The 14,201-nt window shown below is 72.0% G+C and carries 1 protein-coding gene; it reads right to left on the bottom strand.

The annotated features are described in order from the left end of the window. Positions 1–28: 28 nt before the first annotated feature. Positions 29–14,185, bottom strand: a complete 14,157-nt coding sequence (locus AB5L52_RS44285; RefSeq protein WP_369368672.1) for a type I polyketide synthase — start codon at positions 14,183–14,185, stop codon at positions 29–31. Positions 14,186–14,201 lie beyond the last annotated feature (16 nt).

Below are 14,201 nucleotides of genomic sequence, written 5' to 3'. Positions count from 1 at the left end.
ACGATTCGGCCTGCTGCTGCGCGGGCGCTCAGGACCGGCCGAGTTCCCGGTTGATGAAGTCGAAGATCTCGTCGTCCGAGGCCGCCTCGAGCTGCTGGGACACGGAGGCTTTGGGATCACCCTCGCTCTGATCACCCAGCTCGCTCAGCATGCTGCGCAGCCGCGCCTTCGCGAGAGTCCTGGCGCTGTTATCTGGGGAAAGCCTTGAAATCGTGGAGGCCAGCCGGTCCAGCTCGGCGACGAGGGCAGTCTCCGCGTCGTCTTCCACCTCGTCGAACAGCTCCTCGTCGAGGAAGGCCGCCAGATGACGAGGGGTCGGATGGTCGAAGACGAGAGTGATGGGCAGCCTCAGGCCGGTCTCGGCGGCGAGCCGGTTGCGCAGTTCGACCGCGGTCAGTGAGTCGAGGCCGAGTTCGCGGAAGGCCTGGCCCGATCCCACGACGCCGATGTCACCGTGCCCCAGTACCTCGGCGGCCCGCCTGCGCACCAGATCGAGCAGCGTCTGCCGTCGCTCGTCCGCCGACTGTCCGCCGAGCTTCTGCCGCAGCGGGGACTCCTGTTCGCCCGCATGGTGCCGGGATGTTCCCGGGGTGTCGGTGAGGGTGGCACGTGCTTCGGGCAGGTCGGCGAGCAGGGCGCTCGGGCGGACACTGGTGTACGCCGGGGTGAACCGTGCCCAGTCCACATCCGCCACGACCACCACCGCGTCCCCACCCGGCACGACCCGGCCCAGCGCCCCGACCGCACGCTCCGGCTCCAAAGCCGACAGACCCCGGCGCCGCAGCGCCTCGACCGCCTCCGCACCAGCCGCCATGCCACCGCCGGCCCAGGGACCCCAGGCCACCGACGTCCCCACCAGCCCACGCGCCCGACGCGCCTCCACCAGCCCGTCCAGGAAAGCATTGGCCGCCGCGTAACCAGCCTGACCACCACTGCCCCACACACCGGCGATGGAGGAGAACACCACGAACGCATCCAGCGGACGCCCACCGAGAGCCGCGTCCAGATGCACAGCACCCGCGACCTTGCCCGCCCACACGGCAGCCAGATCCTCCGGCGACACCTCGTCCAGCGGCACATTCACCACAGCACCGGCCGCATGCACCACCGCATCGACCGCATACCGGCCCAGCAACTCCTCCACCGCAGCGCGATCGGCCACATCACAGGCATCGATACTCACCCGCACCCCGAAGGCGGCGAGTTCCTCGCGCAGCTCCGCGGCCCCCGGCGCCTCAAGACCCCGACGACTCACCAGCACCAGATGCCCGGCACCCTCCACCGCCGCCCACCGCGCCACACGAGCACCCAACACACCCGTACCACCCGTCACCAGCACAGTGCCCCGCGGACGCCAGCCCCTCTCCCCACCAGCACTCCCGCCCGGAACCACCCGCACCAGCCGACGCCCGAAGACCCCCGACGCGCGCACCGCGACCTGGTCCTCATCCCCCACACCCACCAGAACAGCCGCCAGCGCGTTCCCAGTGGTGCCCTCCAGGGCAGCCGGGAGGTCGATCAGGCCGCCCCATCGGCCGGGTGCCTCCAGGGCGGCCACACGGCCGAGGCCCCAGACCGCGTTCCCGACCGGATCGACGGCCGCGTCCGAGCGTACGACCGACACGGCACCGCGCGTCAACACCCACAGCGGAGCCGACACACCGGCATCGCCGAGAGCCTGCACCAACGCCACCGAACCGGACACGCCCACCGGTACGCCGTCCTCGGACACCTCGCCCGAGGAAGCGAGCAGGGACACCACCCCGGCCACTGGCGCCGTACCTTCCAGGCGCACGGCGAGCTGCGCACGGCTCGCGCGCGCGTCGCACGTCCACCACTCGACCTCGGCGCCCGCGGCCGTGAGGGCTTCCCAAACCGAAACGGCCCAGGTGTCGTCCTCAAGGCCCTCCGGTACGACCGCCAGCCAGCGGCCCGCCAGTGTCGCACCGCTTGGGATTCCGGTCACCGGCGCCCACTGCACCCGGTACCGGTAACCGTCCACCTCGGCCTGTTCCACACTCTGCCGCCGCCAGGAGGTCAGCGCGGGCAGTACCGCGCCCACGACGTCCTCCCCCAGCTCCAACTCCCCGGCCAGGGCCTCCAGGTCCTCCCGCTCGACGGCCTCCCAGAAACGGGCGTCGATCTCGCCACCTCCGCCGCCGGATGCCCGTGTGTCGGCACCCGTAGGCCAGTACCGCTGGTGCTGGAAGGCATACGTAGGAAGTTCGGCGGCCCGGGGGACGCCGTCACCGAGCATCGACGACCAGTCGACGGCACCGCCGGACACGAAGACGCCGGCCAGCGCGGACAGTACCGACCTCACCTCGGCCCGGTCCTTGCGCAGAACAGCGACGAGAACGGGCAGGTCACGGTCGACCCTGTTCCTGCCGTCCAGGACGGAGTGCGCCAGGGCGGTGAGCGTGCTGTCGGGGCCGAGCTCGACGAAGCGGCGGACGCCGTCCTGCCCGTCCAGGACGCCTACGGCATCGGCGAAGCGCACCGTCCCGCGGACATGCTGCACCCAGTAGTCGGGCGAGGTCAGTTCCTCGGCGGTGGCGGGTGCGCCGGTCACCGTGGAGACGAGGGACAGCTTCGGCGGCCCGTACGACAGGCCCTCGGCCACCTTGCGGAACTCGGCCAGCATCGGCTCCATCAGCGGCGAGTGGAACGCGTGGCTGACGCGCAGGGCCGTGGCCTTGCGGTCCTGGCCACGGAAGTGAGCGGCCACCTCCTCCACCGCATCGGCCGCACCCGAAACCACCACCGCCTGCGGCCCGTTGACCGCAGCAATCCCCACACGCCCATCAAGGAGAGGAAGCACCTCGTCCTCGGTGGCCTGCAGCGCAACCATCGCACCGCCCTCAGGCAGCGCCTGCATCAACCGGCCCCGCGCCACCACCAGACGGCACGCATCCCCAAGCGACCACACCCCCGCCACATGCGCCGCGGCGAACTCACCGATCGAATGACCGGCCAACACGTCAGGCCGCACACCCCACGACTCCAGCAACCGGAACAGAGCCACTTCAAGAGCGAACAGAGCAGGCTGCGCACACTCCGTCCGGTTCAAGGCTTCGGCATCGTCACCGAAGACCACCTCCCGCAGCGAACGCGGCAGTTCAGTGTCGAGGTGCGCGCAGACGGCGTCGAAGGCGTCCGCGAAAGCCGGGTATTCCTCGTACAACTCCCGCCCCATGCCGAGGCGTTGCGACCCTTGACCTGCGAACAGGAAGGCCGTGCGACCCCCTTCACCCGCCTCACCCGTCACCGCACCATCAGACGACAGCTCACCCGCCGACACGGCCTCAAGACCGCGCAGCAACTCCTCACGGTCCGCACCCCACACCACCGCACGGTGCTCGAACACCGACCGCGACCGCAGCAGAGATCCACCGACCTCCACAGCGCCCAACGCCTCGTCACCACCCACGAACTCCGCCAGCCGCCCGGCCTGCGCCCGCAGGGCGTCACGGCTACGCGCCGACACCACCCACGGGACGAGGGACGACAGTGGCTCGGCCCCGGGAGAAGCCGGAGCCACTTCGGGGACCGGCTGCTCCAGGATGACGTGCGCGTTCGTACCCGAGACACCGAACGCCGACACACCCGCCCGGCGCGCGCGCCCCGCCTCGGGCCAGGCGCGCTCCTCGGTCAGCAGCTCCACGGCACCGGCCGACCAGTCGACGTGCGAGGACGGCACGTCCACATGCAAAGTGCGGGGCAGTGTGCCGTGCCGCATGGCCAGCACCATCTTGATGACACCGGCGACACCCGCGGCGGCCTGGGTGTGCCCGATGTTCGACTTCACCGACCCCAGCCACAGCGGCCGTTCACGGTCCTGGCCGTAGGTGGCCAGCAGAGCCTGCGCCTCGATCGGATCGCCCAACGCGGTACCCGTGCCATGAGCCTCGACGACATCGACGTCGACCGGCTTGAGCCCACCGCTCGCCAGCGCGGCGCGGATCACCCGCTGCTGGGAGGGACCGTTCGGCGCCGTCAGACCATTCGACGCACCATCCTGATTGACCGCACTCCCCCGCACCACCGCCAACACCCGGTGACCATGGCGGCGAGCGTCCGACAACCGCTCCACCACCAGCACACCGACACCCTCACCCCACCCCGTACCATCCGCATCATCGGAGAACGCCTTGCACCGCCCGTCCGCCGCAAGCCCCCGCTGCCGCGAGAACTCCACGAACGCACCCGGCGTCGACATCACCGTCACACCACCGGCCAACGCCAGATCACACTCACCACCACGCAACGCCTGCACCGCCAGATGCAACGCCACCAACGACGACGAACACGCCGTGTCCACCGTCACCGCCGGACCCTCAAGACCCAGCACATACGACACCCGGCCCGACAACACACTCGCCGCGTTGCCCGTCCCCACATGCCCCTCGAAATCCTCACCCGAGGCCAGCAGCAGACCCGTGTAATCCTGACCGTTCGTCCCCGCGAACACACCCGTACGACTGCCCCGCAACCCACCCGGCGCGATCCCCGCACCCTCCAACGCCTCCCACGACGACTCCAACAACAACCGCTGCTGCGGATCCGTCGCCAACGCCTCCCGCGGACTCATCCCGAAAAAGCCCGCATCGAAACGATCCACCCCCTCAAGAAACGCGCCCACGTCCACGTAACTCGTGCCCCGCCGTACGGCGTCGGGGTCGTAGAGGGTGGTGAGGTCCCAGCCGCGGTCGGCCGGGAACGCACCCACCGCGTCCCCGCCCTCCGACAGCAGCCGCCACAACCCCTCGGGATCGCGCACACCACCCGGGAACCGGCACGCCATCCCGACGATCACCACCGGATCATCCGCGACAGCCACGCCCATCGGACCCACCACCGACGCCACCGCTTCGGGCACATCGCCCAGCAACTGCTCCCGCAGATGCCGCGCCAAAGCCACCGGCGTCGGATAGTCGAACACCACCGTCGCGGCGAGCGCGACGCCGGTCGCCATCGCGAGGGTGCCGCGCAGCTCGACCGCGGTGAGGGAGTCGACGCCCAGGTCCCGGAAGGCACGCTCGGCGGGAACCGCGGAGGCGCCCGAGTATCCGAGCACGCCGGCGGCGCACAGGCGGACGACTTCGAGGAGTACGCGCTCCTGTTCCGCGGGGGTCAGCCCGGTGAGCTGGCCCCGCAGGCCGGAGCCGTCGCCTCGGCCGAACCGATCGGAGGCGGCACCGGCGCTCTCGACGGCCGCGCGGGCCTCGGGCAGCGACTCGATCAGGGGGCTCGGACGCGTCATGGTGAACGGTGGTGCGAATTCGCCCCAGTGGATGTCCGCGACCATGACGGCCGGCCGGGGTGCGCCGATGGCGCGGCGCAGAGCGAGCATCCCGAGAGCGGGTTGCAGTGGCAGCACTCCGCCGCGGTGCATGCGCCAGGCCACGACCTCCTCGTCGGCCATGCCGCCGTCGGCCCACGGCCCCCATGCGATCGAGGTGGCGGGCAGCCCCTCCGCCCGGCGCCGCTCGGCGAGCGCGTCCAGGAAGGCATTGGCCGCCGCGTAGTTGCCCTGACCGGTGGTGCCGAGGGTGCCGGCGACCGAGGAGAAGAGGACGAAGGCGTCCAGGTCCCGGTCACGGGTCAGCTCGTCCAGATGCAGCGCGCCCAGCGCCTTAGTCCGCAGCACCGCCGCGAACCGCTCCGGCGTCAACGCATCGATCACACCGTCATCCAGCACACCCGCCGTATGCACCACCGCATCCACCGGATGCGCCAACAACAACTCCGCCAGCGCATCACCATCCGCCACATCACACGCAACCACCGTCACATGCACACCCAGACCCACAAGCTCATCCCGCAGATCCACCGCACCCGGCGCCTCAAGCCCCCGACGACTGACCAGGATCAGATGCCGAGCACCCTCCACCGCCGCCCACCGCGCCACACGAGCACCCAACGCACCCGTACCACCCGTCACCAACACAGCACCCCGCGGATGCCAGGTGGTGTCCCCGTCGGCGGCGGGGATGCGTTCCAGCCGGCGGCCGAGGACGCCGGACGGCCGGACGGCCACCTGGTCCTCCGTGCCGCTGCCGAGGAGGACGCCCAGGAGTCGGGCAGTCGCGCGGCGATCGAGGATCTCGGGCAGGTCGATCAGACCACCCCAGCGGTCCGGGTACTCCAGCGCCGCCACCCGGCCCAGACCCCACACCGCACCCTGCACCGCATCGACCGGACCGTCCGAACGGCCCACCGACACACCACCCCGCGTCAACACCCACAACCGGCCCCCCACACCCGCATCCCCGAGCGACTGGATGAGTGCGGCCACTACGGCGGGGCCGAGTGGCAGGCCGTCATCGTCGGTCCCGGCGAGTGAGGCGAGGGCGAGGACGCCTTCGACGGGATTCCCCTGCGTCGCCTCGCGCAGCCGGTCGGCGAGCGCGGCACGGTGCGTACGGGTGCTGCCGCTGACCTCGACGGTGGCGACACGGTCCGGGCCGCCGAGGGCCGTGATCAGGTTGGTGACCGTCGGGTCGTCGCCCTCTGGGGCGCCGGGAAGGACCAGCAGCCAGCGGCGGCCGGCGAAGTCGGGGGCGGTCGTTGCCGGTTCGGTCTCGGCGGGCTTCCACACCACCTGGTAGTACAGGGCGTCGACCGCGCTGTGTTGCTGCTGCCGCTTCCGCCAGGAGGCCAGCGCCGGTACGACCGCGTCGATCTGCTCGGCGGCCAGGCCCAGGGTCTGCGTCAGCGCGTCGACGTCCTCGCACTCGACGGCCTCCCAGAAACGGTCGTCGGCGGTGTCGGCCGCGGTCCGGGCGGATTCGGGGGCCCCGACGGTGGCTGCGGTGCCATGGTCGAGCCAGTAGCGTTCACGCTGGAAGGCGTACGTCGGCAGGTCCGCCGCCGGTGTGCCGGGACCGGCGCCGAACGCCTGGGTCCAGTCGACGTCGGCGCCGTGGACGTGCAGTTGGGCGAGGGCACCGTACAGGCTGGGGAGTTCGGGGCGGTCCTTGCGCAGCAGGGGCACGAGCAGCGGGCCGCGTCCGGCGGCGGGCTCGTCTGCGAGGCAGGTTCGGGCGAGTGCGGTGAGGGTTCCGTCGGAGCCCAGTTCGAGGTAGCGGGTGACACCGTGCTCCCTGAGGCGGCGCACATCGTCGACGAAGCGAACGGGCTGCCTCACGTGGGCCGCCCAGTAGCCGGCCGCGCACAGTTCGCCGGGGTCGGCGAGGGCGCCGGTGACGTCGGAGACGACCGGGATCTGCGGGCGGTGGTACGTGAGGCTCTCGGCGACGCGCAGGAAGTCGCACAGCATCGGTTCCATCAGCGGCGAGTGGAAGGCGTGGCTGACGCGCAGACGGGTGGTCCGGCGTCCGGCGGCCTCGAAGTGCCCGGCGATCCACGAGACGCCGTCCTCGGTGCCGGAGACCACGACGGACTGCGGCCCGTTGACCGCGGCGATGCCGACCTCGGCCTCCCGCCCGGCCAGCAGCGGCAGCACCTCCTCCTCCGATGCCTGCACCGCGACCATGGCGCCGCCCTCGGGCAGCGCCTGCATCAGCCGGCCGCGTGCGGCGACCAGCCGGCAGGCGTCCTCCAGGGACCACACGCCCGCGACGTAGGCCGCCGCCAGTTCACCGATGGAGTGCCCGGCGAGCACGTCCGGCCGCACGCCCCACGATTCCAGCAGCCGGAACAGCGACACCTCGAAGGCGAACAGGGCGGGCTGGGTGAACTCGGTCCGGTTCAGGGTCGCTTCGTCGTCACCGAACACGATCTCCCGGAGCGAACGGCCGAGTTCGTTGTCCAGGTGGGCGCATGCTGCGTCGAAGGCCTCCGCGAACACCTCGAAGGTCTCGTACAGTTCGCGGCCCATGCCGAGCCGCTGGGAGCCCTGCCCCGCGAACAGGAACGCGAGGCCCCCTTCGGAGTCGGCCGTGCCCACGGCCGCGGCGGGCGTGGGTTCGCCGCGGCTGACTGCCTTGAGGGCGGCGAGGAGGTCGTCGCGGTCCTCGCCGACGACTGCGGCACGGTGCTCGAAGGCGGACCGGGAGGCCGCGAGTGAGTGCCCGACCAGGGCCGCGCTCAGCTTGGGACGGGCCTCGATGTGCCCGGCCAGGCGGGCGGCCTGGGCGCGCAGTGCCTCGTCGCTGCGGCCGGAGACCAGCCAGGGCACCACGGACGCCGGGGGCTGCGGAGCGGCCGGGGGTTCCGGGACGTCGGCGGGGAGTGGCTCCTCCAGGACGACGTGGGCATTGGTGCCGCTGAGGCCGAAGGCGGAGACGGCGGCGCGGCGCGGCCGGTCCTCCTCCCTCGCCCACTCCCGTGGCTCCGTGAGCAGTCGTACATCACCCGCCGACCAGTCCACATGCGAGGACGGCGCATCCACATGCAAAGTCCGCGGCAACACCCCATGCCGCATCGCCAACACCATCTTGATCACACCAGCCACACCCGCAGCCGCCTGCGTATGCCCGATGTTCGACTTCACCGACCCCAGCCACAACGGCCGCCCACGATCCCGCCCATACGCCGCAATGAGCGCCTGCGCCTCAATCGGATCACCCAGCGCCGTACCCGTACCATGCGCCTCCACCACATCCACGTCGTGAGGCGAAAGACCGGCACCCGCCAACGCCGCACGAATCACCCGCTGCTGCGAAGGACCATTCGGCGCCGTCAGACCATTCGACGCACCATCCTGATTCACCGCACTCCCCCGCACCACCGCCAACACCCGATGACCATGACGACGCGCATCCGACAGCCGCTCCACCAGCAGCATGCCCACACCCTCGGACCACCCCGTACCATCCGCACCCTCAGCAAACGCCTTGCACCGACCATCCACCGCAAGCCCCCGCTGCCGCGAGAACTCCACAAACACACCCGGCGTCGACATCACCGTCACACCACCGGCCAACGCCAGATCACACTCACCACCACGCAACGCCTGCACCGCCAGATGCAACGCCACCAACGACGACGAACACGCCGTGTCGAGTGTGACCGCGGGGCCCTCCAGTCCGAGCGCGTACGAAACCCGGCCGGAGGCCAGGCTCGCCGCGCTGCCGGTGAGCAGATGGCCGCGTACGTCGTCCGGGACCTCGGTGAGCGTGGCGCCGTAGCCCTGGTGTCCGCAGCCGACGAACAGGCCGGTGCGGCTGCCGCGCAGCGAGCGCGGGTCGAGACCGGCCCGCTCGACGGTCTCCCAGGAGACCTCCAGGAGCAGCCGCTGCTGGGGGTCGATGGCGACGGCCTCGCGCGGCGAGATCCCGAAGAAGGCGGCGTCGAAGGCGTCGGCGTCGGACAGGAAGCCGCCCTCGTTGACGTAGCTGGTGCCGGGTCGCTGCGAGTCGGGGTCGTACAGCCCGTCGAGGTCCCAGCCGCGGTCGGCCGGGAAGGGGGCGATGGCGTCGCCGCCGTCGGCCAGGAGGTCCCACAGTTCCTCGGGCGAGGTGATCCGGCCGGGAAGCCGGCAGGCCATCGCGACGATGGCGATCGGTTCGTCGGCGGCGCCGCCGCTGCCGCCCGCCGGGACCGGCTCCGCTCCAGTGGTCCGGTGGCCGACCGCGAGGGTGCCGTCGTCGAGTTCGCGCACCAGGTGGTCGGCGAGGGCGAGGGGCGTCGGGTGGTCGAAGACCAGGGTCGTCGGGAGCGTGAGGCCGGTGCTGGTGGCCAATAGGTTGCGCAGTTCCACGGCGGTGAGCGAGTCGAAGCCGCAGTCCTGGAAGGCGCGGGTCGGCTGGATGCTCTCCGGTGTCGGATGGCCGAGCGCGGTGGCGGCGCTGTGGCGTACCAGCTTGAGCAGGAGCTGTCGGCGTTCCGCCGCCCCGAGCGGGGCGAGTTCGGCGCGCAGCCCACTGCGGTGCCCTGCCGTGTGATCCTCGGCCGCCGCCATGGCGCGGGCGGCGTCCGGGATACGGCTCAGCAGCGCGCCGCCCGGCAGACCGCGCCGCCCGGCGGCGATCCTGGCCCAGTCGACGTCGCAGACCAGCGCCCAGGTGTCGTCGTGGGCGAGCAGGCTCTGGAGGGCGGTGAGCGCCGGTTCGACCTCCATCGGGGTCAGGCCGCCGCGCCGCAGCCGCGTCAGTACGGCGGGGTCGTCGGCCATGCCCCCGCCCGCCCACGGCCCCCAGGCGACGGAGGTGGCCGGGAGTCCTGCGGCGCGCCGCTGCCGGGCGAGGGCGTCGAGGAAGGCGTTGCCGGCCGCGTATCCGGCCTGGCCCGCCGAGCCGAGCGCGCCCGCGATGGACGAGAAGAGCACGAACGCCGCCAGGGGGGTGTCCAGGTGCCGGGTGGCCTCGTCCAGGTTGACGGCCGCGCGGAGCTTGGCGCGCAGGACGGTGGCGTAACGCTCGGGATCCATCGCGGTGAGCGGGGCGTCGTCGAGGGCACCCGCGACATGCAGCACCGTGGTCAGCGGCCGGTCGGCGGGGACGGTGGCGAGCAGCTCGTCCAGGGCGGTCCGGTCGGCCGGGTCGCAGGCTGCGACGGTGACCTGGGCGCCCGCCTCCTCCAGTTCGCGGCGCAGTTCGTCGGCGCCGGGCGCCGCCGGGCCGCGCCTGCTGACGAGGAGCAGGTGCTCGGCGCCTTCCCGGGCCAGGCGGCGCGCTGCATGGGCGCCGATGACGCCAGTGCCGCCGGTGACCAGCGTCGTACCGGTGAGCCGCGGTGCGGGACGGGCCTCGTCGCCGTCGCGGACGACACGGGTCAGTCTGCGCGCGAAGACGGCGGATTCCCGTACCGCCAGCTCGTTCTCGTCGCCTGGCTCCGCGACGAGCGCCACCAGCCGGGACAGCGCCCGCTGATCCGGGCGCGTCGGCAGGTCCACGAGTCCGGCCCACAGGTCGGAGTGCTCGACGGCCACGGTCCGGCCGAGCCCCCAGGTGGTGGCCTGCTGCGGCCGGGTCAGCCGGTCGGCGGCACCGACCGACACCGCCGACTGCGTGGCCGCCCACAGCCGGGCCGTGGTGCCGGTCTCGGCCAGCGCCTGCACCAGCAGGGTGTTGAGGTGCAGGCCGAGGGGAACGTCCGCATGAGCCGGGTGGGACATCTCGGTGAGGGCGAGCAGCGACAGCAGCCGCACCGTGCCGCCGTGGTGTGCGGCGGCCTCGGTCACCGCCGCCGCGAGCCGGGCGCGGTCCGCGTCGGCGGCCACGGGGAGGGGGCTCGCGTCCGCCCCGGCGGTGGTGAACGCCTCTGCCAGGGCCTCGGCGGTCTGGGCGGCGTCGGGGTCGCTCGCGCAGAACGGCACCAGCCACACCCCGGCCGGGGAGCCCGCCGGGGACTGCAGTGGTGTCCAGATCTCCCGGTACTGCCAGGACTCCGCGGTGGCCCTGTGCATGCTGTCGTGGTGCCAGGCCGTCAGGGCGGGCAGCACGGGTGCCAGGACGTCGGGGTCGAGGGCCAGCCGCTGCGCCAGGTCCCGGACATCGCCCCTGCGCACAGCGGACCAGAAGGCCGAGTCGACGGCCGGTACCTGACCGTCGTCCGGGTCGGACGCGGCGTCGGCCAGCCAGTACCGGGCCCGCTGGAAGGCATAGGTGGGCAGTTCGACACGCCGGGCGCCGGGGAGCAGTGCCGACCAGTCCGGGCTGTGACCGTACGCGTGCAGCGCGCCGACAGCACGGAGCAGACTTCCCGTCTCCTCCCCGTCCTTGCGCAGCGCCGGTACCGCCACGTACTGCGCCACGGCCGCTTCCGGGTCCTCCCCCGCCGGGGGCAGGACAGCCTGGGCAAGTGCGGAGAGGGTGCCGTCCGGGCCGAGTTCGAGGTAGCGGGTGACGTTCTGGTCCGCGAGGGCGCGGACGGCATCGGCGTAACGCACGGTCTGGCGCACGTGCCGTACCCAGTACTCCGGGGACATCAGCTCCTCGGCACTCGCGGCCTCTCCGGTCACCGTAGAGACCAGAGGAAGCCTCGGCCGCTCGTACGACAGCCCCTCTGCGACCGCACGGAAGTCGGCCAGCATCGGCTCCATCTGCGGCGAGTGGAAAGCATGGCTGACCCGCAGCGCCGTGGTCTTGCGGTCCTGGGCGCGGAAGCGCGCGGCCACCTCGTCCACGGCCTCCGCGGCGCCCGCGACGACCACGGACTGCGGTCCGTTGACCGCCGCAAGACCCACCTGCTCGTCGAGCAGAGGAAGCACCTCGTCCTCGCTCGCCTGCACCGCGACCATCGCACCACCCTCAGGCAGCGCCTGCATCAGCCGGCCCCGCGCCACCACCAGACGGCACGCATCCGCCAGCGACCACACCCCCGCCACATGCGCCGCCGCGATCTCACCGATCGAATGACCGGCCAGCACGTCGGCGCGCAGGCCCCACGACTCCAGCAGCCGGAACAACGCCACTTCCAGCGCGAACAGAGCAGGCTGGGCGTACTCCGTCCGGTTCAGACGCTCCGCGTCCTCACCGAAGACGACCTCCCGCAAACTGAACGGAAGTTCTGCGTCCACCGCGTCGAAGGCCTCGGCGAACACGGGGTAGGCCTCGTACAACTCCCGGCCCATACCGAGCCGTTGCGCGCCCTGCCCCGCGAACAGGAATGCCGTACGCCCCCGCAGCGCCGTACCTCTCACCACCCGCGCGTCCGCCTCACCGGACGCCAGCGCGGCAAGCCCGGACCGCAGTTCCTCCCCATCCGAACCCACGACCACGGCACGGTCTTCGAACACCGACCGCGTCACCGCGAGCGACAGCCCCACATCCGCGGGAGAACCGCTCAGGGACTCCAGCAGCCGTCCCGCCTGCGCCCGCAGGGCGGCCTCCCCCCGCGCGGACACCGGCCACACCACGACCCCGCCGTCACCGGCGTCTGATCCCGCGGACTCCTCGACCGCCTCGGCCTCTTCGAGGATCACATGCGCGTTGGTCCCGGAGATACCGAAGGACGACACACCGGCCCGGCGCGGGCGGTCCCCCGCCCGTGGCCAGTCCCGCGGTTCGTCCAGCAGGTTCACGTCGCCCGCGGACCAGTCGACGTGGGTCGACGGTGCGTCGACGTGGAGGGTGCGCGGCAGCAGGCCGTGCCGCATCGCCAGCACCATCTTCATGACGCCCGCGACACCGGCCGCGGCCTGGGTGTGTCCGATGTTCGACTTCACCGAGCCCAGCCACAGCGGCCGTTCACGGTCCTGTCCGTAGGTCGCGAGCAGCGCCTGCGCCTCGATCGGATCACCCAGCGTCGTACCCGTACCGTGCGCCTCCACCGCGTCCACATCGGCGGCCGAAAGTCCCGCACTCGCCAGCGCCGCACGGATCACCCGTTGCTGCGAAGGACCGTTGGGCGCCGTCAGGCCGTTCGACGCGCCGTCCTGGTTGACCGCGCTGCCACGGATCACGGCCAGGACGCGGTGGCCGTTGCGACGCGCGTCCGACAGCCGCTCCAGCAGCAGCAGGCCGGCACCCTCACCCCAGCCGGTACCGTCCGCGGCCTCCGCGAACGGCTTGCAGCGGCCGTCGGTCGCCATACCTCCCTGGCGGCTGAACTCGACGAAGGCACCAGGGGTGGACATCACGGCGACACCGCCCGCCAGCGCCAGCGAGCACTCGCCCGCCCGCAGGGCGTGCGCCGCCAGGTGCAGGGCCACCAGGGAGGATGAGCACGCCGTGTCGACGGTCACCGCGGGGCCCTCCAGGCCCATGGTGTAGGCGACACGCCCGGAGACCACGCTGCCGGTGTTGCCGGTGAGGATGTGGCCCTCGACTCCTTCGGGGATCTCGCGCAGCCCGGAGCCGTACTCCTGGTTGCTGCAGCCGACGAAGACTCCGGTGCTGCTGCCGCGCAGGGCGGCGGGCGCGATGCCCGCGCGTTCCACGGTCTCCCAGGCGACCTCCAGCAGCAGGCGTTGCTGCGGGTCCATGGCCAGGGCCTCACGGGGCGAGATGCCGAAGAAATCGGCGTCGAAGCGGTCGGCGCCGTGTACGAAGCCGCCCTGGGTGGCCGCACTGCCGCTGCCGCTGCCGTCGTGCCGGAACAGTGCGTCGAGGTCCCAGCCACGGTCGGCGGGGAAGTCCGTCATGGCGTCCGTGCCGTCGGCGAGGAGCTGCCAGAAGCCCTCGGGGGTGTCGGCGCCGCCGGGCCAGCGGCAGGCCATGGCGACGATCGCGACCGGCTCGGTCATCGTCTCCCGCAGCTGCTGGTTGTGCTTGCGCAGCCGTTCGTTCTCCCGGAGCGAGGCACGGAGGGCTTCGACGACTTTTTCGGAGGACATGCTCAGCTCCACACTT

Origin of the sequence: Streptomyces sp. CG4 (assembly GCF_041080655.1) — a bacterium.
GTDB lineage: Bacteria > Actinomycetota > Actinomycetes > Streptomycetales > Streptomycetaceae > Streptomyces.
The sequence above is the reverse complement of the archived record's forward strand: the minus strand, read 5'-3'. Positions and strand labels throughout refer to the sequence as shown.

Coding starts and splice junctions, on each gene's coding strand:
- AB5L52_RS44285 (WP_369368672.1), bottom strand. CDS start 14,185: ATGTCCTCCGAAAAAGTCGTCGAAGCCCTCCGTGCCTCGCTCCGGGAG.